Genomic DNA, 21206 nt, shown 5'->3' on the forward strand with positions numbered 1-21206 from the left:
CCCAGGCCCTGCGCCTCACCCCCTCCTACCGGCCCACCCTCGTCGACCCCTACCGCGAGCATCTGCGCCGGCGCCGCGCCGAAGATCCGGCCGTCCCGGTCACCCATCTCCTCCAAGAGATACGGGAGTTGGGCTACACCGACAGCGCGAACCTCCTGGTCCGCTACCTCAACCAGGGCCGCGCCGAAGGCGACCGGCCCGTCACCACGGTGCGCCACGCCGGCCGCCTCCTACTCACGGACCCCGAGAACCTGCGCCCGAAGGAAACGGTCCTGCTGGAGAAGATCGCCGCGGCCTGCCCGGAGATGACCGCACTCGCCGATCTGATACGCGGCCTCGCCGCCCTGCTGAAACCGACCGAGGGCAACGACGTGAAACTCACCGAGTGGATCACGACCGCCCGGGCCATCGACCTGCCTCACCTGCGCAGCTTCACCAACGGTCTCGAAATCGACCGATCCGCCGTGAACGCCGGTCTCACCTTGCCCTACCACAACGGCCGCACCGAAGGTGTCAACACCCGCACCAAGAGGATCATGCGGCAAATGCACGGACGCGCCGGATTCGACCTCCTCCGCCACCGCATCCTCCTGCCCTGACGGCTACTCGGCGTCACCACCGACTACGGGCCAGAGCCGATGAATTAGTGGGTCGTGTCGTGTTCGCTGGCCTGGGATGTCGCGTGCATGACGTAGCTGGCGAGGTCGCTGGGGTCGATCAGACGGGCAGGGATCGGCCCGGGGTGAGGGTCCCCTCGTACCGTGGAGTCCGTGATACCAGGGGAAGTTGAGGTTCATGGGGCACAAGCAACAGAAGTACGAAGCTGAGTTCCGTGAGGGTGCTGTACGCATCGTGATCGAGACGGGCAAGCCGATCCCGGAGGTCGCCGAGGACCTCGGTGTGCATCCGGGGACGCTGCACAGCTGGGTCTCACGCTGGAGGAGGAACGGTTCGGCCTCGTCCGACCGGCCCGCGCCCGCTGAATCGGGTGGCCGGCTGCGAGAGGGCGAACGTGCCGAGCTGGAGCGGCTGCGCCGGGAGATGAGTGAGAAGAACAAGCGCATCCGGGAGCTGGAGATGGAACGTTATGTCTTCAAACGCTGCATGGCTTTGTGGGTGAAGTAGCTGCGGCGGACCCCGGCCCACCTGGCCGGGGTGATCAGCGACTGCAAGGCCGAGCAGGACATTCCGCATACCGTGTCCTGCCGCGTGCTGGGCGTGAGCGAGTCGTGGTTCTACAAGTGGAAGGACAAGCACGTCACCTGCCGCGAGGTGCGGCGCGGACAGCTGGCCGAAGCCATCAGACGCATCTTCGACGCCTCGGGCGGCACCTACGGCTCCCCGAAGGTGTGGATCACTCTCGTCAGGGAGGGATGGCGCGTCTCGGTGAACACCGTCGCCAGGACCATGGCCGAGCTCGGCCTGGCCGGACGGAAGATCCGGCGACGCCGCGGGCTCACCCGCCCGGGCAGACGGGCCGCGGTCCCGGACTTCGTGCGCCGCGACTTCAGCGCGGATGCCCCGGACCAAGACTGGTGCGGCGACATGACCGAGATCGTCACCAGCGAGGGCAAGCTGTACCTGGCCACGGTGATTGATCTGTTCTCGCGCCGCCTGCTCGGCTACGCCATGGGCGCCCGTCACGATGCCGAACTCGTCGTGGCCTCGCTGCACATGGCCACTGCCACCCGAGGAGGCGACGTCAAAGGCGTGATCTTTCACAGTGACAGGGGCAGCGAGTATGTCTCACGCCGGTTCAAGCGGGCCTGCCGCCGCCTCGGCGTGACCCAGTCCATGGGACGCGTCGGCTCGTGTTTCGACAACGCCGTCAGCGAGGCGTTCAACAGCGTCCTCAAGGTCGAATACGTCCACCGGCACACCTTCGCCACCCGCACCGAGGCCCGGCTGAAGATCGCCACTTGGATCACCGGTTTCTACAGCACCCGCCGCCTACACAGCGTGTGCGGGTACCACAGCCCGATCGACTACGAACACAAGCATCGGACCGGCTCCGCCCTGGAGCTGGCCGCTTAGAAACTCTCCACACATCGAGGGGATTGACACCCCCACCCGGCCGAGCGTCTCGTCGACGTCGTCAACCCCGATGCTGAGCAGGATCCGCGGTGCCGTCCCGGTCCCCAAGTTCGTCTTGGCCACCAGCCCGAGGTCGGTGTCGCCGATGCGCAAGCCGAGGTAGAAGACCGGGCCTTCCTCAGGCACCCGGAAGATCTCCTCGGCGCCGAACAATTTCGTATAGAAGCCGAGCAGGAAGGCGTGGTCGGCAGTCAAGATCACTGGCTGGATGGTGGACATGGCACTCCTGTCGAGAACGGTCGTGTCGCTGGGTAGACCGTTCGAGGACGGTGAACTCATCGGCAAAACCCGCCCTGCCAGACGATCTACACCACAGACTGCCGTCCACGACCAGCACGAACACCCCGAAACGGGGTCACGCCACACCGCTGACCAGCCACGTCAAGATGGCGGAGCCTCACCGATCGGCCGGGGAGGGCGAAAGGCCACGATGGGGTGCTGTCAGGGAAGCGGGGCACCTCGGGCGGTCAGCCATAGGTCGTACCACTCCTGCTGACTGAGGGCGGGCTCGCGGAGCGCGGCGTCCCGGCAGGCGCGGATGCGCTCGGGGCTGGTTGTGCCGATGACGGGTGCGACCCGGGCGGGATGGCGCTGGAGCCACCACAGGACGATGGTCTCGGGGGTGGTGTTCTTGGCTCGTGCCAGGGACGAGATCAGCTCGGCGGTCTGCTGCTCGGTCGGCGTCTCCTGGCGACCGGTGTAGCGGCCGCGCGCGAGGGCTCCCCATGCCTGGAGACGTAGGCCGTTGCGCTGACAGAACTCGATCGTGCCGAGCGGGAAGCCGTTGCCGGCAGCCGCGGGCGTGTTGACGAGCACGCCTGACTCCAGCCAGTCCCGCTGTGCAAGGCTCATCTCCAGCTGGTTGGCTACCAGGGGGAGGTCCAGGGCGGCCTGGAGGTGTTCGATTTGACTGGCGGCCATGTTGGAGACGCCGAAGGCGCGTACGAGGCCCTGTCGGTGAAGGGAGGTCAGTGCCTCGGCGATGTCCATTGGATCGGCCAGCGGATCGGGGCGGTGCAGCAGTAGGACATCGATCACGTCTGTGCGCAGTCGCTTGAGGCTCTCCTCGACCCGCTGCACGATGGTGGGCCCGCGCAGATCGTAGATCCCGGGCTGGTCCCCGTGCGGGAGCCGGATGCCGCACTTGGTCTGTATCAGGATCCGCTCGCGCAGGCCCGGAGTGCGAGCCAGGACTTCACCGAAGACCGCTTCGGCCTTCCCGTACCGGTAGATGTCGGCGTGGTCGAACACGGTGATACCGCTGTCGAGCGCCGCTTCGATCGCTGCCTCGGCGTTGGTGATGTCCGCCGCACCGTACGGCATGTCGGTCCAGTCACCACCGAGTCCCATGCAGCCGTACAGCACCTGGTGGCTCTCGAGGCCCGGGATCGTCATGGGTGTCACCTTAGGGGGTATGGGTGAATGTCAGCCGGTGTGCCTTCAACCGCGACCGCACTCCCTTGCGCGCGGCTGGTAGGGGACGTGGCGCTATCGGTCGTCGAGGTTCCGGCTGCGGGTGGGACGCAGGCCGGCCAGGACCAGGTCGACTGCGGCTTCGGCCCAGCCGATGCGGCCGCCGCGGCCGGCGATGTAATCGGCGTAGAAGGGACCGAGGAGTGAGGAGACGGCCGCTTCGAGGTCGGCGTCCTCGCGGATCTCCTCGCGGTCGCGGGCCTGCTCCAGCGCCTCGCGCAGCAGGGTCCGGCGAGGCAGCACGGTGCGTTCGCGCAGCAGGGCGAGGAGTTCGGGGGTGTGGGCTTCCTCGGCGAGGCAGGTGCCGATCAGTGCCATGCCCCGTACACGTTCCACGGTGGCGGCGAAGTCCTTGAGGATCGCCACGAGGTCGGCGCGGGTGTCTCCGCTCGCGGGTGGGGCGTCGGCCATGCGCAGGGCCGCGAGTGCCGCGGTGAGGAGGTCGGCCTTGGTCTTCCAGCGCAGGTGGATGGTGGACTTACTGACCTGTGCGGCGGCGGCGACCTGGCTCAGGCTCATCCGGGTGTAGCCGTGGGAGGCCAGCAGCTCCAGGGCCGCCTGAAGAATGGCGGCGTCCTTCTCGGCCGATCGCGGCCGCCCCGCGCTCCTGGTCTCCGTGTCACCCATCGGGACAGGATAGACGGAAATCCGCCCCGAGTGGTTCGGTACGGATTCGACGCGGGACGTGGATGGCGATCAGAACCTGTCCGCGTTCTCCTGGACCCACTGGCGGAAGGTGCGGGCGGGGCGGCCGGTCAGCTCCTCGGAGGCGAGGGAGACCGGCAGGGCCGCGGCTTCGGGGCCGAGTACTTCCAGTACGGAGGGCACGAGCATCTCGGGCAGGTGGCCCATGCCGCGCAGGACCTCGGCGGCCTCTTCGGTGCTCAGCTCCTCGTACCGGGTCGGGATGCCGAGGGCGTCGGCGATGAGGGTGGTCTGTCGGGCAGGGGTCAATGCCTCGGGACCAGTGAGAATGTACGCCTTGCCGTCGTGGCCTGGCTCGGTCAGCACGATGGCGGCCGCGTCGGCGATGTCGCGGGGGTGGATCAGCGGCAGCGCCGCGTCGGCGAAGGGGGCACGCACCACGCCTTGGGAACGAAGGGCGCCGGTCCACTGCAGGATGTTGTAGTCGAAGCCGGACGGGCGCAGGAACGTGGCGGGCACACCCGCGTCGGTCAGCGCCTTCTCGGCGACCTCGTGGTGCATGCGGATGAAGTTGGGCACGCTGGGCCAGTCCATGGTGACCGTGAACGAGGACAGCACGACGACCTGCTTGAGGCCGGCCTGCGCGGCGGCCTCGGCGAACTCGGTGCCGTGGTCCGGGCCGATGAACAAGAACGCCTTCTCGACGCCGTCCAGCAGAGCGGGGAGCGCGGCGGCGTCTCCCAGGTCGCCCGCCACGACTTCGGCCTTGTCGGGCAGGTTCGCCTTGGCGGGGTCGCGCGTGAGGGCGCGGACCTGCTCACCCTTGGCGAGCAGCAGGTCGACGAGGTCTCGGCCCACGGTTCCGGTGGCTCCGGTGACGAGGACGGTCATGGGGACTCCTTGGATCGACTTGATCGATGTGGATCGGCGGGCGGGAAGGGGGGCAGTTAATTGAAGGGGGTTCAGTTACGGCTGTGGAGTGCGGCCCGTACGAGGGCGAGGCCGCTCGGCAGCTCGGTGCACTGCTCCGCCGGGCTGAAATGGCCGCCGGTCGGGGTGAGGGTGACGGTGGCGCCGAGGGTCTCGACGTGCTCACGCACGTGGCTGAGAGGATCCGGACCCAGGACGGGATCGTCGGAGGCGATCAGGACGCGCACCTGCCCCGCCGCCCGGCGGATGCGTGCGTGGTCGAAGCCGCCGTCGAAGAACTCCTCGATCTCGCCGAAGCCCAGGCTGCGTGCCGGCGTGGCCACCAGCAGGACCCCCGCGTAGGCGCCGTCGCGCTCGGTGTCGTGCTGCTCCAGCAGTCGCAGCACGTTGACCCCGCCCAGGCTGTGGCCGACCAGCACGGTCTGCTCGGCCGGGCCGACGGCGGCCTCGGCGGCCAGGGCCTCCCGCCACGGCTCACGACGCGGGGTCATGGGCTCCGGCAGTTGCGGGACGCGCACCTCGTGCCCCACTCCTCTGAGCTGCTTCGCCAGATGGGGGTACCAGGCGGTGCCTGGGTCCGCGGTCCAGGCGTGGGACAGCACGACGCGGGTCGTCAGCATGTCGAACTTCCAATCAAATCGATACGTAGCGTTTTGTTTAGCGATAGCACGACTGCTAGCGTCGGGCACATGCCGAACCAGAGCGCCCCCGCCCGTACCCCCCGCACCGGCGGCCGGATCCGCAGCCAGGAGGCCCGCACGGAGATCCTGGCCGCCGCGGCCGAGCTGCTGGAGGAATGCGGCTACCAGGGGGTGACCATCGAGGGTGTGGCCAAGCGGTCCGGCGCCGCCAAGAGCACGGTCTACCGGTGGTGGCGCTCCAAGGCCGAACTCGTCATGGAGGCGTACACGCGCACCGTCGCGGAGCGCATGCCGCAGCCCGACACAGGAAGCGTGCGTGAGGACCTGGTCGTCTTCGCCGAGCAGCTGTACGGCGTCGTGGACCATCCGCTGCGGGTGCGGGCGCTGCGCGGCCTGATGGCCGAGGCGCAGCTCGATGACGCCTTCGAGGAGCCCTTCCGCGCCTGGGTCGGCGGTCGGCGCGAGGTGGTCGCCCGCATCCTCACGCGCGGCCTGGACCGTGGTGAGCTGCGCGGCGATCTCGATCTGGACTACGCGATCGACCTGCTGTTCGGGCCGTTCTGGTACCGGCTCCTGGTGGGGCATGTGCCGCTCGATGCCCGCGAGGCCGCGCGCCACATCGACCACATGCTCGACGGCCTGCGCCGCCCCCGCACCTGATCACGAGGCGCGGGACCATTCGCGCCTCGTGATCGGAATCAGGCGCGGAGCGCGGGGAGATCGGTCAGTCGCTCGCTGACGTCCCAGAGCCGGGCAGCCAACTCCCGGTCATAGGAGAGCTTGCTGCTGCGCCTGGGCCTGCTCTTGACGAAATAGCCGCCCGTGACGCCCGCGACCTGGGAGGAGGTCGCGAGGTAGACGGAGGTCTGCGCGCCCTTGACCGGGGTGAGCATGAAGGCGCGGACCACAGGCGTGAGGACACGCAACAGGCGCGTGGGGTCCTCCTTGCCGAAGTCCGTACGGACCACGCCGGGGTGCAGGGCGTTGGAGGTGATGCCGGTGTCCTCCAGACGGCGGGCGAGTTCATTGCTGAACAGCACGTTGGCGAGTTTCGACTGGTTGTAGGCGCGCTGGCCGGAGTACCCACGCTCGCCCTGGAGGTTGTCGAAGTCGATCCTGCCCATGGCCTGTGCGCCGGAGCTGACGGTCACCACCCGTGCCGCGGAAGCGGCCTTCAAAGCGTCCAGCAGAAGGTTGGTGAGCAGGAAGGGTGCCAGATGGTTGAGGGCGAACGTGTGCTCCATACCGTCGACGGTGGTGCGGCGGGTGCTCCAGTAACCGCCCGCGTTGTTCACCAGGACGTCCAGCACGGGGTGCTTGACCATGAACTCTTGGGCGAGTTGGCGGATTTCGGCCTGTGAGGACAGGTCGGCCGTCCACGGCTCGACGGCCGGGTTTCCAGTGGTGGCGGATATCTCGGCGGCGACGGCGCGGGTCTTGTCCGCGTCGCGGCCGACGATGGCGACGATGGGACCCTGGCGGGCGAGTTCGAGGGCGGTGGCCTTGCCGATGCCGGCGGTGGCGCCGGTGATCAGGACGGTCTTGCCGGTCGTGGGACCGCTCAAGTCAGGACCTCGGGTTTCAGTGGTGGGCGGACAGGACGGCACGCCTTCAGGCGAGGAGTGCGCGGTAGTGCTTGGCGTGAAGGGCCAGATCCTCGTCGGAGACGGTGCGGGCGCCGTGCAGGACGAGCGGCTCGGCCAGGCGCATGCCGGTGAGGTGGGCGGTGGCGTCGATGGGGGCCAACAGCGCAGCCATGGTGAAGCGGTTGAACCCGTCGGTGGCGTAGGAGGTTGCGGGGCCGCCGGTGGAGGTGACCAGTTGCAGGGTCTTGCCGTGCAGCGCGGTGCCGTCGGCCCCGTAGGCGAAGCCGTACGTGAGGACCTGGTCGATCCAGGACTTGAGCACCCCTGGCACGGAGTACCAGTGCCAGGGGAACTGCCAGACGATCGTGTCGTGTTCGCGCAGCAGGCGCTGCTCTCGGGCCACGTCGATCCGGCCGTCCGGGTAGGCGGCGGCGATGTCGTGCACGGTGACGTGCCTGATGTCGCGTATGGCGTCGGCCAGGTGCGCGGTCACGCGGGAGGCGGCCAGATCGGGGTGGGCGACGACGACGAGGGTGCGGCGTGCGGACATGAGGGGTGGTTCTCCCGTGGGGTCAGGGCGCTGTGGTGGGGTCCCAGCCGGTGACGAGGTTCTCGTCGAGGGCGTCGAGGATCTCCATCTGGGCCGGGGTGAGGGCGAAGTCGAAGACGTCGGCGTTGGCGGCGATGCGGTCCGCGTGGGTGGACTTGGGCAGGACCACCAGGCCCTTCTGCAAGGCCCAGCGGATGAGTACCTGCGCGGTGCTCCTGCCGTGGGCGTCCGCGATGTGCGCGAGCGGCGGGTCGCTCAGCTTGTGGCCCTTGGTGAGCGGGCTGTACGCCTCCAGCTGGATGCCCTGGGCCCGGCACAGATCGATGACATCCGACCGGGAACGGTAGTTGTACGGGCTGAGCTCGATCTGGTTCACGGACGGAACGTGCCGGGCTGATGCGAGCAGCTCGTCGAGGTGGCGGGTCATGTAGTTGCTCACGCCGATCGCCTTGACTTTGCCGCTTTCCTGCAGGTGCTCCATCGCGCGCCAGGTCTCCAGGCGCGGGCCGGGGACCGGCCAGTGCACCAGGTACAGGTCGAGGGTTTCGACGCCGAGCCGGCGGCGGCTGTACTCGAACGCGTCGAGGGTCTGCTGGTAGCCGTGGTCGGCGTTCCACAGCTTGGTGGTCAGGAACACCTCGTCGCGGTCGACGGCACTGGCCCGCAGCGCGCGGCCGACGTCGGCCTCGTTGCCGTACACCGCGGCGGTGTCGATATGACGGTAGCCCGCCCGGAGCGCGGCGGTGACCGCTTGCTCGGTGGCCTCGCCGGCCGGGGCCCGGAAGACGCCCAGGCCGAGGACCGGGATGCGGGTTCCGCCGTGCAACGGGATGGTGGCGCCCGGACCGTCGGGCATGGGGAAGGCGGGATCGGTACGGGGCATGGGGGTGTGCTCCTCGGGTGTGGTCAGAGGGTGGCCAGGCGCGGGACGACGTGCTCGCCGACATATTGGACGACCGGTCGCGGGTCGGGGCCGAAGGGCATGAGGTGGACCTCTTCGAAGCCGAGGGCCGCGTAGCCTTCCATGTCTTTGAGGAAGGCGTCGGTGGAGGCGGCGTCGGACGGCGGGGCCCCCAGGTGCATCAGGGTCTTGGTGAGGGAGTCGAAGTCCCGGCCCTCGCGGTCACAGTGCTCGCGCAGCACTTCCGTCTTGCGTCGGACCGTGTCGAGGTCGCCCATGATGTTCCAGGCGTCCGCGTACTTGGCGACCAGGCGCAGGGTCTTCTTCTCGCCCCCGCCGCCGATGAGGATCGGCGGGTGCGGACGGCTGAGCGGTTGCGGGGAGTTGAGGGTCTCGGCGAGCTGGTAGTGCTCGCCGTCGTACGGGCCCGTCTCCTCGCTCCACATCTGGCGGACGATTTGAAGGGTCTCCTCCAGGCGCTCGAAGCGCTCGGTCAGGGGCGGGAACGGGACCCCGAGCGCGTGGTGTTCGCGCTCGTACCAGGCGGCTCCGAGGCCGAGGGTGGCGCGGCCACCGGAGAGCACGTCCAGCGTGGAGACGATCTTGGCGAGCAGGCCGGGGTGGCGGTAGGTGGTCCCGGTGACCAGTAGATGGAGCTGGAGGGAGCGCGTGTGCGCGGCGAGGAAGCCGAGCGTCGTGTAGCCCTCCAGCATGGGGGCGTCCACGTCACCCAGACCCATGCCGCCGATCTGCAGGTAGTGGTCCATCAGCGACAGCGAGGCGATGCCCGCCTCTTCGGCGAGCTGCGCCGTCTCCGCGAGCACGGGCGCGATGGCCGAAGCGTTGCCGGGGACGTCGAAGGAGACGAGGTGGATGGCGGTCTTCATGGTGTGCGCCTTCCTCAGGAGGATCGGGTGACGGGGCCGGGAGTGATGGAGGCGACGATCTTGCCGCGCACGTGGCGGCCGGACAGCTCGACGAGCGCGTCCGGGACGTCGTCGAGGGCGACGGTCCGGGCGAGCATGGGGTCGATTCGGCCGTCGGCCGCCAGAGCCATCACGTCGGCGAGCATGTGTGCCAGATCGGCACGAGCCTTCTCGCCGGCGTGCGCGTACGCCGCGCCGAGGGCGATCTCATGCACCGACGGTGCGGTGGTGAAGGGCGGCAGGGCGTGCAGGTCGGGACGGCCGGCCACGGCTGCGAGCGCGCCGCCGTAGGAGAGCAGCCGCAGGCCCTGGGTGGCGGACGCCGTACCGATGGTGTCCACGACGGCGTCCACGCCGCGTCCGTCGGTGAGTTCGCGCACCCGGGCGGCGACGTCCTCGCTCCGGTAGTCGATGACCTGGTGCGCGCCAAGCCCGAGGACGTGGTCGGTGTTGTGTGCGGAGGCGGTCGCGATCACGCGGGCTCCGGCCAGGGCGGCGAACTGGACGGCGAAGCCGCCCACACCGCCCGAGCCCCCGGCGACCAGGACCGTGTCCGCCTTGCCGGCCCGGAGCCGGCGTACGGCCGCCTGGTACGCGGTCATGCCGGCGCACGGCAACGCCGCGGCCGACACGGCGTCGAGCCGGGCCGGCACCGGGGCGAGTACCGAGGCGTCGGCCAGCGCGTACTCCGCGTAACCTCCCGGGCGGCGCAGATCACCGTGGTACGCCACCCGCCGGCCGACATGCGTGCTGGTCACGCCCTCGCCGAGCGCGTCGACGATGCCCACCACGTCCAGGCCCAGCACATGCGGCCAGGCCCAGTCCGAATGTCCCGAGGCGGCGATCTGGTAGTCGACCGGGTTCAGGCCGCACGCCTCGACCCGGACGCGCACCTGCCCGGGCTCGGGGACGGGCAGCGGCAGGTCGGCCAGGTGCAGGGTCTCGGGGCTGCCGGGGCGGTCCAGGACGAGGGCGCGCATGGGAGGGGCTTCCGTCGGTCGTACGGGGATGGGGCGGGCCGGGCGTCGGGGTTCGGGGGAGGTTCCGGCGCCCGGCCCGCCCAGCTCGGGGTCAGGCGCCGGTGCGGGCTCCCTGGATGTGGAAGTTGAAGTCGGCGTGGCCGAGTGCGCCCCACAGGCGCAGCCAGATCGGCAGGAGCATCTCCGTGCCGCGGGCGGTACTGATGTCGCCCAGGTCGAGCACGCTGTTCGCCGGCCAGCCGAAGGAGACGAGCAGGTCGGTGACGGCCTTCTTGGCCACGGTGTCGTCGCCGGAGACGAACACGGTGTGCTCGCCGGGGACGCGGGCCGGGTCGACCATGATCTGGCAGTTCATGGTGTTCAGCGTCTTGACGACCTTCGCCTCGGGGAAGGCCCGCTGCACCTGCTCGCCGAGACTGTCGGTGTTCACGGGGTTCAGCGACGGGGGCATGCCCTGGGAGAAGTCCAGCGGGTTGGCGATGTCGATGAGCACCTTGCCCGCCAGGTTCGCGGTTCCGGCGGCCTCAAGGGCCTGCAGGGTCGCCGCACCGGAGGTGGTGTTGACCACGGTCTCGGCCCAGGCGGCCGCGTCGGCGAACGTCTCCAGACGGACCTGCTCATGGGCGGCCAGCCAGTGGGCGAACGGCGGGTTGCCGTAGCCGTCGGGCTCCGTCCGGGCCAGCGTGGCCTTCGGGTCACGGGTGCCGACGACGACCTCGTGGCCCAGGGAGGCCAGCTTGGCGGCGACGGTCTGCCCGACGACGCCGGTGCCGAGAACTGCGTAACGCATGAGGGTGGGTCCTTTCCGGGATTCGACGTCGCGACGGTTCCGCCCGACACCTAAAATCTAAACCGAGCGGTTCGGTATTGCAAGCGCCTATGATGAGGCCATGGAGAACACAGGCGTAGCGGACTGCCGCAACACCGCCGGCCGCCCTCGCTGCCCGGGCAAGGACGCCGCGATACTCACCTCGGCGCTGACCCTGCTCACACAGCAGGGATTCACCCGGATGACCCTGGACGCGGTGGCCAGGGCTGCCGGCGTCAGCAAGGCCACCATCCACCTGCGCTTCAAGACGAAGACGGAGCTGGCGGCGGCGGCCCTGAAGACCCTGCGGCCCTGTTCCCGGCCACCGGAGACGGGTGACGCGCTCGCCGACCTCGTCGCCCAGCTCGCCGACTTCGCGGCAACGCTCACCCGCACTCACGGAATGAGCCTGATCGGCACCTGCCTCGCGGAGGAGGCCCACACACCGGAGCTCCTGGCGCACTTCCGCGAGCACGCGGTGCAGCCCCGCCGCACCGCGGTACGCCGACTGCTGGAGCGGGCCCGCGCTCAGGGCGCGCTCGCTCCCGACGCCGACCCAGACGCGTTGACCTCTGCCCTGCTGGGAGTCTTCTACGCCGACCACCTCGCCGGACGGGCCACGGACGAGGACTGGGCCGAACGCGCGGCGGCCGCCGTCCTGGGCGTGCGCTCGCACCCGTAGCCGCTCACCTCCTGACGTCTGCGGGGCGGTATTGGCGCACGGGCGCGCCGAGCCGGTCCGTGACGCACGCCACACGCGACTGCGGGAATCATCGGCACGCTCGGCTCCATTTTAGATACCGAACCGCTCGGTTCTGATTATTGGGTCGTCGCTGCGACGTCCCGTACCCGCCACCGCATATCTGCTTGGAGACCCCATGGACGCACCACGCACCCTGATCGTCCTGGCCCACCCCAACCTGCCCGGTTCGCAGGCCAACGCCGCGATGATCGAAGCAGTCAGGGGCGTGGACCACGTCACCGTCCACGACCTCCACGCCGCCTACCCCGACTTCCGCATCGACGCGGAGCGCGAGCGGCAGCTCATCCGCGAGCACGACACGATCGTGCTGCAGTTCCCGTTCCAGTGGTACGGGGTCACCGCGCTGCTCAAGCAGTGGATGGACACTGTGCTGTCCATGGGGTTCGCCTTCACCTTCGACGGCTCGCCGTCCGAGATGCGCGGCAAGAAGGTCCTGGTCGCCGTCACCATCGGGAACAACCCCGAGAGCTACAGTCACGCGGGACTCAACCGCGCGACCATCGACGAACTGCTGCTCCCTGTGCAGCGCAGCATGGAGATGTGCCAGGTCGACTACCGCGGCGCCTTCAAGCTCTACGGTCTGATGCTGGGCACCGTCTCGGCCGAGGACATCACGCTGCACGCCAAGACCTACCGCGACATGCTCGCCACCGGCGAGATCCCCGTCCAGGTCTGACCCCTCAGCGCCCCAGCGGCGGCGGACGCACCGTGACTTACGGTCCGCCGCCCCCGTTCTCCCGCGGCCCGGCCGCACCGACTCGGAGTTCCTCGTGCCCGTCACCCCCACCGGCCCCGACCCGCGGCGCTGGCGCGCCCTGGCCGTGCTGGCCCTCGTTCAGCTCGTGCTCATCCTTGACGCCACCGCCGTGAACGTCGCCCTGCCCTCTCTGCGGCGCGGCCTCGGCTTCTCCGAGAGCGGGCTGGCCTGGGTCGTCAACGGTTACGCCCTGACCTTCGGCGGCCTGCTGCTGCTCGGCGGCCGCCTTGCGGACATCGCCGGACGCCGGCGCGTCTTTCTGGCGGGTCTGGCCCTGTTCACCTTCGCCTCGGCGACGGCCGGACTCGCCGGCAGCCCCGCCACGCTGGTCGCAAGCCGCCTCGCTCAGGGCGCGGGCGCCGCGTTCGCCGGACCCGCCGCTCTGTCCCTGGTGGCCCTGCTGTTCACCGACCCCAGGGAACGCGTCCGCGCCCTGTCCCTGTGGGGCGGCATCGGCGCCTTCGGCGGCATGCTCGGCGTCGTCCTTTCCGGCGTTCTGTCCGAACTCGCTTCCTGGCGCTGGGTGTTCCTGATCAACCTGCCCGTCGCCGCCGCCGTCTTCGTCCTCGCGCCCCGTCTCATCCCGGCCGGCCGTGAGCGCGGCGGCGGCCGTCTCGACCTCCCCGGCGCGGTCCTCGTCACCGCAGCGGTCTCCCTGATCGTCTTCGCCCTCCTCGGCAAGGGCGACACCGCCTGGACCTCCCCGGCCCTGCTTGGCCGCCTCGGCGCGGGCGTGCTCGTCCTCACCGTCTTCGCGCTGTGGCAGGCGCGGGCGCCGCACCCGCTGGCGCCGCTGCGTTTCTTCCGCTCGCGCACCCGCGCGACCGCCTACCTGGCTGGCGGCGTGATCCTGGCGACCATCATCACGATGTTCTTCCTGATGACGCTCTACATGCAGCAGGTCCTGGGCTACTCGTCGATGCGCACCGGATTCGCCTATGTCCCCTTCGGCCTGACCGTCCTCGCCGGCGTCGCCGCCACCCGCCGCCTCATCCCCCGCTTCGGCGTCCGCCGGGTCATGACCACAGGCCTGCTGCTGGCCGCCACCGGCATCCTGCTGCTCTCCGGCGTCCCCACCGGCGGCCACTACGCCACCGACCTCCTGCCCGGCCTGCTCGTCCTGCCGCTCGGCACCTCATCCGTGATCGTCTCCAGCACCGTCGCCGCCGTCCACAGCATCACCCCCGCCGAAACCGGCCTGGCCAGCGGTGTCCTCACAGCCGCCCAGCAGATCGGCGCGGCCATCGGCGTCTCCGCCTTCGCCTCCCTCGCCCTGGCACGCTCCCACGAACTCGCCGTCACCGGAGCAACCCCCGCGGCCGCCGCCACCAGCGGCTACAACCTCGCCCTGGGCGTCCTGGCCGCCGTGTTGGCCCTCACCGCGATCGTCGCCTTCCTCGGCCTGCGCACCCGGAATACCCTCGCTGCAAGACGGCGCCTCGCCCGCTACCGGGCAGCCCTCGACGCCGGAGCCGACCCCGCCGTCGTCACCCAGTGGATCAACGAGGCCCAGCGAGACAAGCAAGCGGCGCAGAAGAAGCTCGACGAGGGCCCCGCCGTCCCCCGGAAGATGGCAATCACCGCTCGGTGCGCGACAGATCCGGCGGATCACTGAGAGTCTTGGAGATGTCGCACAGCGCATCCAGACCGTCGCCGTCGAGAAGAAAGGCCCGCTTTACGACGCCTTGGGCATCACCATCAGCTGGGTGTTCGCCCTGCAGGCCATCGTGCTCGGCCTGGTGCTGCTGTCCGTTCCCGCCCTGGCCAAGAGAGTCCAGCAGGCGAAGAACTCCATCGCACGCATCGACGTCCCCGGCACCGCCCTGTTCGTCCTCGCCATGGGCTGCCTTGCCGTAGTTCGGGTGCCAGATAGGAACCGCTGCGTCGTGGCAATGGAGCTTTCCCGGGGCTCGGAGACTGCGACGAGCCGGCCCGTTGATCCGATGAACCGGACGATCCAGCACGAGCCGGGCGGGACGGAAGTGGGACCGTCCTCACGCCAGCGCCGTCGTGACTGTTGTCATGGCCGTCGCGGCGCATGGGCGCCGCTGATGAGCGGGCACCGGCCTTTACCATCATGGCGGGTGTCAACTGCGGTGGAACGGGCTGTGGCTTGGGTGCGAGTAGGGCGTGCGGCAGTACGACGCTGGCTTGGTTACTCCCGTACACGTTCTTATTGAGGCGAACGGCGATCCCGTGTCGTTGGGCGAGACGGGCGACAACGAAGAGCCCGCTGCGGCCGTCCTTTACGAGTTGCTCGGCGATATCAAACTGCTCAGGATCGGTCAGTAGTTCGTTGAGTCGTCGACGCTGGCTGAGTTCAATGGGCAAGCCCTTGTCGTCGATTTCGATCAGTAGACCGTCCGCAACCTCCTCGGCCTGAATGGTGACACCCTGATCTGAGAACGCGGTCGCGTTCTCGAGGAGTTCGGCGAGAAGGTGAGTAACGTCGCCGGCGGCGAAGCCGTGGATCAGACCGCTTGGTGCCTCGGTGACCTGGACGCGGTTAAAATGGGTAATCTCCTGGATTCATGCTCCGGCCCGCGCCACGAAGCCCGAGCGCTGGATGGACATCGGAGGCTCCAGCGACGCTCCTGACTCGGGACTGGATCGCCTTCTGGCTTTGGTCACGACTTCGGGCAGCACGTGTTCATGGCTCCGGGAGGCACCCGGCGACCTGAAGAGTCGATGTTCACGAGAACGGGAGGCGCCCACCCGCGGTCGGCAACGGTGCGATGGTGGCTGCCGCCTACGCCCGTAGACAGCGCTTTTGTCCCGAGATCCCAAGGGCCGACACACGGCTTCCAGCCGGTCACCGCCGAGCTGCTGCCCGAAGTCGTGAACATCCGGCGCGGGCACTGCCTCCCGAACTGCTGTCGAAACGCTGCTCTGCGACGTGAACAGAGCCAGCGTCCAGATCGTGTTCGGGCGAGTATCTGCTGTTGAGCGTAGGCGACTTCCCGGAGACTGCCCTGGCACCGAAGTGATCGGCACGGGCTGTGGCCGAGTCAGCCCCGACCCGCCCGTGACGATCGCACACCAGGCTGCCGTCGGGGTCAGCCCCCGATGTGGACCCGCTCACTTGCGGTGTTCCGGCACGTGTACTGAATCAGCCATGCACCGTTGCGGGTGCTGGCGCCCGCGATGTTCAGGCACTTGCCGCTGTAGGCGTTGTGCAGGATCACGTAACTGCCGATGTCCTCCTCGTACCACTGACTGTTGCTGTCGCTCCGCCGACAGGTCCATTGGACTAGGCGGGTGCCGTTGGCCCGCGAGTAGCCGGGATCGTTAATGCACTTGCCGCTGTGCGCGTTCTTGATCAGGAAGACGATGTGCCCGCCGCGCCCCGTGAACGGGCCCACCGGGATCCACCGCTCGTTGTTCTGATGCTGACAGTCCCAGGCGTCCAGCCCCGTGCCGTTCCGGGTTGACCAGCCTGGTACATCCAGGCACCTGTCCTTGTTGTTGATCCACATCGACCACTCGTTGGCGTTGGCAGCGCTGCTCGTAAGGGACGAGGCCCTCGCGTGCCCGGCCGCGGAGCCCGCCGCTCCGCCTGGTGTGGCGGCTGCAGGCAGCGCCAGCCCGCAGGCCAGGGCTACGCCAGCCGCAGAGACAGCTGTCTTCCTGCGCAATCGCATGATGTCCTCCTTGGAGATGTGCACCCCGAGTCCCGTCGACGTTCTTGACGGGCTGGTGCCTGGCATCGAGTTCAGCGGGCTGGGTATTGAATGGGCAGCCGGTTCTGCCACCCTGATCAATGGAATCCCCGCAGGTCACGGCTGCAGCGTGGGGAGCTGACCTAAGAACACGCCTCAGATTTGCCCCATGTCACGGGCGTGCGTAGCGTGGCGGGCCATCGCGCCGCGCTCACGGGTCGGCGAACGGGCAGCCGGTGGTGAGCAGTCGATGGCGGGACGTCGGGAAAGCCCACTGGATCCGAGTGCGGGGCCGGTTGCGCGGTTTGCGTTCGAGTTACGCAAGCTCCGTGCGGAGGCCAGCAGTCCGACCTACCGGTCTATGGCGCAGCGCACTAGGCAGGGGGCGAGCACGCTGTCGCAGGCGGCTGGCGGTGAGCAGCTGCCGACCCTGGCGGTCGCCCTCGCCTACGTCCAGGCTTGTGGCGGCGACCGGGAAAAGTGGGAGGAGCGGTGGCGTGAGGCGGCCGCGGAGGTGGCGGCCGAACCCCAGGCCGAGGACGTGGACGCCGAGTCTCCTTATCGGGGGCTGGCCCGTTTCGAACCGGCCGATGCCGGTCTGTTCTTCGGCCGTGACGGACTTACTGAGCGCCTGTTCCAGCAGGTCTGCTCTGGCCGGTTCACCGCGGTCTTCGGCCCGTCGGGCAGTGGCAAGTCCTCCCTGTTGCGCGCTGGCCTCATCCCGCGCCTGCGCAGCCCTGACACCGCCGGGCCGCGGTCGGCTGCTGTACGCGTACTCACTCCCGGTGAGCAGCCGCTGCGCACGCATGGGCAGCGCCTGGTGCCAGCCGATGGGGACGGTGACACGTGGCTGATTGTGGATCAGTTTGAAGAGGTGTACACCCTGTGCACGGACCCCAGTGAACGTGACCAGTTCATCGACTACCTCTTGGCCGCTACCGACCCAGCGAGTCGGCTGCGCGTAGTGATCGCGGTACGCGCCGACTTCCTCGGCCGCTGCGCCGCACATCCCCGGCTGACCGCCGCGCTACAGGACGCAACCGTGCCGGCCGGCCCGATGGACCCCGCCGAGTTGCGCGAGGTGATCGTCAAACCGGCCCAGGCCGAGAGCCTCATCGTCGAACGCGCCCTGACCGCCCGCCTCGTCGACGAGATCGCAAGCGAACCCGGTGGCCTGCCGCTGCTGTCCCACGTCCTGCGCGAGACTTGGCGGCGCCTGCGCTGCGTTGAGGACCCGGCGTCCAGAGCGACTCGGCTCGGTTCGTTCAAGCCGCTGATCGATCGGATGCTGCGGGTGGTGTGGATGCGCCGTGCAAGCAGCGGCACACAGTGGAGCTGATCTCCGAGCGGCTGGTGGACGAGCACGGCGTGGCCGAGCCCGCCGCTGTGGCCCCATCCGCGCTCCAGCTGGCACTGGTCGGCTCTGACGCTTCAAGGGCTGTCGACCGGCTCCGCGAGCTCCGAGCAACCCGGACTACTGTGACGCAGATCACAAAAAGGATCCGAGGTGCATTGTCGGATCGGGCCCGTGCCGGGACCGAGAGGAGAAGGATTTTCCCCGACAAGGAGACGCTCATGACCACCGAAGACCCGACGCCTACGCCCAGTTACACCATGGTCGAGGATGACGGCTCTGTCCACACCGACTTGGCGGAGCGGATCAGCCAGTTCAACTGGGACTCGCATACCGGCGCGGCGGTCACGGCCTTGTTCCCGGCCCACTGGAGCGGGAACACCGGCGATACCGTGACCCTCCGGGAGGACGGAAGCGTCGCTCTCGACGTGGACGGCACGTTCGGACTGCCGGAGCCGTTCGACCGTGTCGCCCCTCCCATGATGATCACCACCACCACCACCGGCACGGCGGTACTCAAGGCCGGCCACCCGGCCAACCGGACCATCGAGTCCGGGTTCCGGGCTTTGAACATCCCGGTCCCCGACGTAATCCAGGCGCTGAGCGCCCGCGAGGCCGCCCTCGCTGGCGACGGATCCACAATCCACTCCTTCAGGTCGAAGGTGCTGGGACTGTGGAGCGGATGGAATGAACCGGTCTCCACCGCCTTGCTCGGTAACTGGGCGGATCCTCTCTACGACCAAGGTCACCTCACCCCTGACGCTCTGAAGAAGCTGAAGTCAGAGGCCAAGGCCATCAACCGGCAGCTCACCCCGGTCTGGCGCCGCAAGACCGGCCAAGCGCGGCTGCTGCTGCTCGACACCCCGCTCGGCGACGGGCTGACCCTGTACGACCTGGTCCCCGCACAGACCGCCGCCGACACCGGAGTCGAAGCCGGCTTCGATGACCCGCGCCTGACCGAGATCCTGGAGGCCCTCTCCCCGGCCGAGCGAGCGGTGACACTCGCCCTCGCCACCCCCGGGGTCACCACCTGGGCTGAAGCGGCCATGGCCGCTGGTGCTGCGCAGCCGAAGCGTCAGGGCGAGAAGGTCCGCCGGAAAGTGAAAGGGCTCGCTGCGCGCATCACCGGCCGCTCTCTGGAGGCCGAGACGAGCATGGTGAGCGGACGATGAGCGCCCTCAACCCCGTCCCGGCCCGCCCGGCCCGGCGCCGGGAGGTGGTTCTGCGGATCGCCCTGCCCAACATTCCAGCCTGCACCGCGACACTCGGCACCGGCAGCGTCGGCGCGGCCCTGGTCCACGGGACCATCCCGGCAGCCTCCCCCCTCGTGTGGCCGCTCGTGGTCCTCGCCCTCGGCGCGATGGCGTACGACGTCGGGCTCCGTGCCCTGCCCCCCGCACCGGCCTACCTCGCTGCCGTACGGCAGCGAGGTCCTTCTCGGCCTGGGTGAGTGCGGCCCGCCCCGCGCCTACCCCGCACTGGGCCTGACGCTCGCGAGCTGGGCCTCGACCACGTTGTGCCCGGCCCAGCTTGTGCCGGGCGTGCGTGACCGTCGCCTCGACGACGCGTGCCTCGACCTCGGCGAGGCGCGCCCTTCGCAGGCGAGGATGGATCCGCATTCACCGCTATGGCCTGGGCGGGGCCGGGTGCTCTCCGAACGCATGGTCGAGGTGGACAGCGAGCAGGGCAGCGGCGGCTGTCGGGGCGCCAGAGCGGCGGAGAGGGTTGGTCAGCTCCTCCTCCATGCCGGGGGGACCCGGACCCCGGTGCCACAGGTCGCCATCGCCGCCAACGAGCCGTTCGCGAAAGCGCACATGTTCCGGCGAACTCGTGCCAGGCGACGCCGAAACATCACAGGTTCGTCTTGCGGAAGTCCTGGTACTCGTCGCAGACGATGCCCTGGTTGACCCAGCGTTGGGGGTCTGCGGCGAGGTCACGCTCGGCCAGGTGCAAGGCTTCCTCGGGGGTGGGCAGGACGGCGATCTCTCGTCCCCACGTATCCTCCTCGGGGTCCAGGGGCGGGAACTCGGTGATGTCGAGGAAGTTGTCGGTGCCGACGTCTTCGACATCGCTCAAGTAGATCGTCACGCCGGAAGAGCTGGGGCTCAGGGCGATCCAGCGAAGCCCTTGGTGACCGTCGCGGTCGACCCTGCCGAGGAACTGCTCGATCTGCTGTCCGCGCCGGAGGGCGGCAAGTGCGATTGAGGGGGTGAGGTGCCGCATGCAAGTTCCTCTACTGATGCTGGTCGGGCAGGCGTCCTGGGTCGATGTGATCAGCAAGGTAGATGAGGGTGGCCTGCGGGTCCATGCCGAAGGCGGCGGCGACGAGCTTGGGGTCCATGGTGTTCACCAGGTCGACGAGGCGGGTGCTGCGGATCGTCCCGGGCGGGTATCCGCAGTCGTCAAGGACGTCGGAGACATAGGCAGTTGAGCAGGGCTCCCCCCCCCCGGCCTTGGTTCCTTTGGTGACCATCACATGCGGGTTGGCCGTGTGCCATTCCGCGCGGTGGTTCAAGCAGCGTTCCAGCACGGTCCAGGAGGCGGGGTCCAGCGGGACGGGATGGGGTCGTTTGCCGAGCCGAACGGTCTGGGCCGCTGCGTCGATGTCGGTGATCTTCAATGTCCGGACCTCGGTGCTGGAGGCTCCATGCAGCAGAGCGAGCGTGCCGAGCAGAGCCTCGTGGGGGTGAAACTGATCGTCGGTCGTCCATCGGTGGAAGAGCTCGCGCTGCTGGTCGAGGGTGAGGGTGCGGCCGCGGAAGCCGTTGCGTTCCCTCACGATCACAGTGCGGGTCGGATCGATCAGCACGATGTGCTGGGAGCGGGCGAAGCGGAAGAACTGCCGCAGCACCACCAGTCGGCGCTTGCGGGCCTTGGGCGAGGTGGCCAGGAAGGCTTCGATGTCGTGCACGTCGACCAGGGCCCAGTCGGCCTTGCCGCGGTGCTCGGTGAGGAAGCGGGCCAGGTCCCGCAGGATGGACAGGGCGGTTTCCAGGGTGTGGTCGCTGCGGGGGCGAGTGCCGGCCCGGCGGGCCCGGTCCTGGGCCCGCATGCGGGGGGCGTCGAAGGCGGCAACGGCTGGGCAGTGGGGCCCGGGGTCGGCATCGATGCGGCGCGTGCGCCCTCCCCCCGCGAGCCG

At 69.1% G+C, this 21206-nt stretch carries 25 protein-coding genes and 1 pseudogene; 11 read left to right on the top strand and 15 right to left on the bottom strand.

The window, feature by feature from the left end; all coding sequences use genetic code 11:
- The 3 genes from ACFW2E_RS15790 to ACFW2E_RS15800 all read left to right on the top strand — a co-directional run.
- Positions 1 to 599 (top strand): transposase (locus tag ACFW2E_RS15790; protein ID WP_384466684.1); only part of this gene is annotated, 599 nt, incomplete at its 5' end.
- 196 nt (positions 600 to 795) lie between these two features.
- Positions 796 to 1125: a transposase gene (locus ACFW2E_RS15795; RefSeq protein ID WP_384466686.1), complete on the top strand. Its 330-nt coding sequence runs from the start codon at positions 796 to 798 to the stop codon at positions 1123 to 1125.
- 30 nt (positions 1126 to 1155) lie between these two features.
- Positions 1156 to 2034, top strand: coding sequence for an IS3 family transposase (locus tag ACFW2E_RS15800; protein WP_384466688.1), 879 nt, complete (start codon positions 1156 to 1158; stop codon positions 2032 to 2034).
- Here ACFW2E_RS15800 and ACFW2E_RS15805 read toward each other — a convergent pair.
- From ACFW2E_RS15805 to ACFW2E_RS15825, 5 genes are all read right to left on the bottom strand, one after another.
- Entirely contained in the window at positions 1951 to 2313 is a 363-nt protein-coding gene (locus tag ACFW2E_RS15805) for a VOC family protein (RefSeq protein ID WP_384466690.1), read from the bottom strand. The two genes, ACFW2E_RS15800 and ACFW2E_RS15805, sit on opposite strands and share 84 nt — an antisense overlap.
- 222 nt (positions 2314 to 2535) lie before the next feature.
- Complete coding sequence (locus tag ACFW2E_RS15810; RefSeq protein ID WP_384466692.1) at positions 2536 to 3489, bottom strand: aldo/keto reductase family oxidoreductase; 954 nt, start codon at positions 3487 to 3489, stop codon at positions 2536 to 2538.
- A 93-nt stretch (positions 3490 to 3582) separates the two neighbouring features.
- Positions 3583 to 4194, bottom strand: a complete 612-nt coding sequence (locus ACFW2E_RS15815) for a TetR/AcrR family transcriptional regulator (protein WP_384466694.1) — start codon at positions 4192 to 4194, stop codon at positions 3583 to 3585.
- 69 nt (positions 4195 to 4263) lie between these two features.
- A complete protein-coding gene (locus tag ACFW2E_RS15820; protein ID WP_384466696.1) occupies positions 4264 to 5103 on the bottom strand; it encodes an SDR family oxidoreductase in 840 nt (279 codons plus the stop codon).
- A 71-nt stretch (positions 5104 to 5174) separates the two neighbouring features.
- On the bottom strand, positions 5175 to 5762 hold the full coding sequence (locus ACFW2E_RS15825; RefSeq protein ID WP_384466698.1) for an RBBP9/YdeN family alpha/beta hydrolase: 588 nt from the start codon (positions 5760 to 5762) through the stop codon (positions 5175 to 5177).
- 69 nt (positions 5763 to 5831) lie between these two features.
- Between ACFW2E_RS15825 and ACFW2E_RS15830 the strand changes: the two genes are divergently transcribed.
- On the top strand, positions 5832 to 6443 hold the full coding sequence (locus tag ACFW2E_RS15830) for a TetR/AcrR family transcriptional regulator C-terminal ligand-binding domain-containing protein (RefSeq protein WP_384466700.1): 612 nt from the start codon (positions 5832 to 5834) through the stop codon (positions 6441 to 6443).
- A 38-nt stretch (positions 6444 to 6481) separates the two neighbouring features.
- Here ACFW2E_RS15830 and ACFW2E_RS15835 read toward each other — a convergent pair whose 3' ends face one another.
- From ACFW2E_RS15835 to ACFW2E_RS15860, 6 genes are all read right to left on the bottom strand, one after another.
- Positions 6482 to 7348: an SDR family oxidoreductase gene (locus ACFW2E_RS15835; RefSeq protein ID WP_384466702.1), complete on the bottom strand. Its 867-nt coding sequence runs from the start codon at positions 7346 to 7348 to the stop codon at positions 6482 to 6484.
- Between the two features lie 46 nt (positions 7349 to 7394).
- Entirely contained in the window at positions 7395 to 7919 is a 525-nt protein-coding gene (locus tag ACFW2E_RS15840) for an NAD(P)H-dependent oxidoreductase (protein ID WP_384466704.1), read from the bottom strand.
- Between the two features lie 22 nt (positions 7920 to 7941).
- The gene (locus ACFW2E_RS15845) at positions 7942 to 8802 is read right to left on the bottom strand and encodes an aldo/keto reductase (protein ID WP_384466706.1); all 861 of its coding nucleotides are present in this window, start codon (positions 8800 to 8802) and stop codon (positions 7942 to 7944) included.
- Between the two features lie 23 nt (positions 8803 to 8825).
- A complete protein-coding gene (locus ACFW2E_RS15850) occupies positions 8826 to 9707 on the bottom strand; it encodes an LLM class F420-dependent oxidoreductase (RefSeq protein WP_384466708.1) in 882 nt (293 codons plus the stop codon).
- Positions 9708 to 9721: 14 nt separating this feature from the next.
- A complete protein-coding gene (locus tag ACFW2E_RS15855; RefSeq protein WP_384466710.1) occupies positions 9722 to 10726 on the bottom strand; it encodes a zinc-binding dehydrogenase in 1005 nt (334 codons plus the stop codon).
- 91 nt (positions 10727 to 10817) lie between these two features.
- The gene (locus ACFW2E_RS15860; RefSeq protein ID WP_384466712.1) at positions 10818 to 11516 is read right to left on the bottom strand and encodes an NADPH-dependent F420 reductase; all 699 of its coding nucleotides are present in this window, start codon (positions 11514 to 11516) and stop codon (positions 10818 to 10820) included.
- A 100-nt stretch (positions 11517 to 11616) separates the two neighbouring features.
- Here ACFW2E_RS15860 and ACFW2E_RS15865 point away from each other — a divergent pair, with 100 nt between their 5' ends.
- The 3 genes from ACFW2E_RS15865 to ACFW2E_RS15875 all read left to right on the top strand — a co-directional run bounded on the left by ACFW2E_RS15865 (position 11617) and on the right by ACFW2E_RS15875 (position 14669).
- Complete coding sequence (locus ACFW2E_RS15865) at positions 11617 to 12216, top strand: TetR/AcrR family transcriptional regulator (RefSeq protein WP_384466713.1); 600 nt, start codon at positions 11617 to 11619, stop codon at positions 12214 to 12216.
- Positions 12217 to 12412: 196 nt separating this feature from the next.
- The gene (locus ACFW2E_RS15870) at positions 12413 to 12973 is read left to right on the top strand and encodes an NAD(P)H-dependent oxidoreductase (RefSeq protein ID WP_384466715.1); all 561 of its coding nucleotides are present in this window, start codon (positions 12413 to 12415) and stop codon (positions 12971 to 12973) included.
- Positions 12974 to 13067: 94 nt separating this feature from the next.
- Positions 13068 to 14669 (top strand): MFS transporter, encoded by a 1602-nt coding sequence (locus ACFW2E_RS15875; RefSeq protein WP_384466717.1) that lies wholly within the window; start codon positions 13068 to 13070, stop codon positions 14667 to 14669.
- Here ACFW2E_RS15875 and ACFW2E_RS15880 read toward each other — a convergent pair.
- A complete protein-coding gene (locus ACFW2E_RS15880) occupies positions 14632 to 15018 on the bottom strand; it encodes a hypothetical protein (protein WP_384466719.1) in 387 nt (128 codons plus the stop codon). The two genes, ACFW2E_RS15875 and ACFW2E_RS15880, sit on opposite strands and share 38 nt — an antisense overlap.
- A 166-nt stretch (positions 15019 to 15184) precedes the next feature.
- Between ACFW2E_RS15880 and ACFW2E_RS15885 the strand changes: the two genes are divergently transcribed.
- The gene (locus ACFW2E_RS15885; RefSeq protein WP_384466721.1) at positions 15185 to 15346 is read left to right on the top strand and encodes a hypothetical protein; all 162 of its coding nucleotides are present in this window, start codon (positions 15185 to 15187) and stop codon (positions 15344 to 15346) included.
- Between the two features lie 764 nt (positions 15347 to 16110).
- Here ACFW2E_RS15885 and ACFW2E_RS15890 read toward each other — a convergent pair.
- Positions 16111 to 16530 (bottom strand): RICIN domain-containing protein, encoded by a 420-nt coding sequence (locus tag ACFW2E_RS15890; protein ID WP_384466723.1) that lies wholly within the window; start codon positions 16528 to 16530, stop codon positions 16111 to 16113.
- A gap of 433 nt (positions 16531 to 16963) precedes the next feature.
- Between ACFW2E_RS15890 and ACFW2E_RS15895 the strand changes: the two are divergent.
- From ACFW2E_RS15895 to ACFW2E_RS15905, 3 genes and pseudogenes are all read left to right on the top strand, one after another.
- A pseudogene (locus tag ACFW2E_RS15895) lies at positions 16964 to 17935 on the top strand (hypothetical protein); the annotation flags it as partial.
- Between the two features lie 353 nt (positions 17936 to 18288).
- The gene (locus ACFW2E_RS15900) at positions 18289 to 19239 is read left to right on the top strand and encodes a hypothetical protein (protein WP_384466725.1); all 951 of its coding nucleotides are present in this window, start codon (positions 18289 to 18291) and stop codon (positions 19237 to 19239) included.
- Positions 19236 to 19517, top strand: coding sequence for a hypothetical protein (locus ACFW2E_RS15905; RefSeq protein ID WP_384466727.1), 282 nt, complete (start codon positions 19236 to 19238; stop codon positions 19515 to 19517). Before ACFW2E_RS15900 ends, ACFW2E_RS15905 begins: the two co-directional genes overlap by 4 nt.
- A gap of 401 nt (positions 19518 to 19918) precedes the next feature.
- On the opposite strand, the gene ACFW2E_RS15910 is transcribed toward ACFW2E_RS15905, so the two are convergent.
- Positions 19919 to 20290, bottom strand: coding sequence for a hypothetical protein (locus ACFW2E_RS15910; RefSeq protein WP_384466729.1), 372 nt, complete (start codon positions 20288 to 20290; stop codon positions 19919 to 19921).
- 10 nt (positions 20291 to 20300) lie between these two features.
- The coding region (locus tag ACFW2E_RS15915; protein WP_384466731.1) for a tyrosine-type recombinase/integrase at positions 20301 to 21206 on the bottom strand (906 nt) is incomplete at its 5' end.

The organism is Streptomyces sp. NPDC058964 (assembly GCF_042741275.1).
Taxonomy (GTDB): Bacteria; Actinomycetota; Actinomycetes; order Streptomycetales; family Streptomycetaceae; genus Streptomyces.

Coding starts and splice junctions, on each gene's coding strand:
- ACFW2E_RS15905 (WP_384466727.1), top strand. CDS start 19,236: ATGAGCGCCCTCAACCCCGTCCCGGCCCGCCCGGCCCGGCGCCGGGAG.
- ACFW2E_RS15910 (WP_384466729.1), bottom strand. CDS start 20,290: ATGCGGCACCTCACCCCCTCAATCGCACTTGCCGCCCTCCGGCGCGGA.
- ACFW2E_RS15850 (WP_384466708.1), bottom strand. CDS start 9,707: ATGAAGACCGCCATCCACCTCGTCTCCTTCGACGTCCCCGGCAACGCT.
- ACFW2E_RS15820 (WP_384466696.1), bottom strand. CDS start 5,103: ATGACCGTCCTCGTCACCGGAGCCACCGGAACCGTGGGCCGAGACCTC.
- ACFW2E_RS15810 (WP_384466692.1), bottom strand. CDS start 3,489: ATGACGATCCCGGGCCTCGAGAGCCACCAGGTGCTGTACGGCTGCATG.
- ACFW2E_RS15890 (WP_384466723.1), bottom strand. CDS start 16,530: ATGTGGATCAACAACAAGGACAGGTGCCTGGATGTACCAGGCTGGTCA.
- ACFW2E_RS15805 (WP_384466690.1), bottom strand. CDS start 2,313: ATGTCCACCATCCAGCCAGTGATCTTGACTGCCGACCACGCCTTCCTG.
- ACFW2E_RS15795 (WP_384466686.1), top strand. CDS start 796: ATGGGGCACAAGCAACAGAAGTACGAAGCTGAGTTCCGTGAGGGTGCT.
- ACFW2E_RS15865 (WP_384466713.1), top strand. CDS start 11,617: ATGGAGAACACAGGCGTAGCGGACTGCCGCAACACCGCCGGCCGCCCT.
- ACFW2E_RS15855 (WP_384466710.1), bottom strand. CDS start 10,726: ATGCGCGCCCTCGTCCTGGACCGCCCCGGCAGCCCCGAGACCCTGCAC.
- ACFW2E_RS15815 (WP_384466694.1), bottom strand. CDS start 4,194: ATGGGTGACACGGAGACCAGGAGCGCGGGGCGGCCGCGATCGGCCGAG.
- ACFW2E_RS15825 (WP_384466698.1), bottom strand. CDS start 5,762: ATGCTGACGACCCGCGTCGTGCTGTCCCACGCCTGGACCGCGGACCCA.
- ACFW2E_RS15870 (WP_384466715.1), top strand. CDS start 12,413: ATGGACGCACCACGCACCCTGATCGTCCTGGCCCACCCCAACCTGCCC.
- ACFW2E_RS15845 (WP_384466706.1), bottom strand. CDS start 8,802: ATGCCCCGTACCGATCCCGCCTTCCCCATGCCCGACGGTCCGGGCGCC.
- ACFW2E_RS15860 (WP_384466712.1), bottom strand. CDS start 11,516: ATGCGTTACGCAGTTCTCGGCACCGGCGTCGTCGGGCAGACCGTCGCC.
- ACFW2E_RS15840 (WP_384466704.1), bottom strand. CDS start 7,919: ATGTCCGCACGCCGCACCCTCGTCGTCGTCGCCCACCCCGATCTGGCC.
- ACFW2E_RS15900 (WP_384466725.1), top strand. CDS start 18,289: ATGACCACCGAAGACCCGACGCCTACGCCCAGTTACACCATGGTCGAG.
- ACFW2E_RS15830 (WP_384466700.1), top strand. CDS start 5,832: ATGCCGAACCAGAGCGCCCCCGCCCGTACCCCCCGCACCGGCGGCCGG.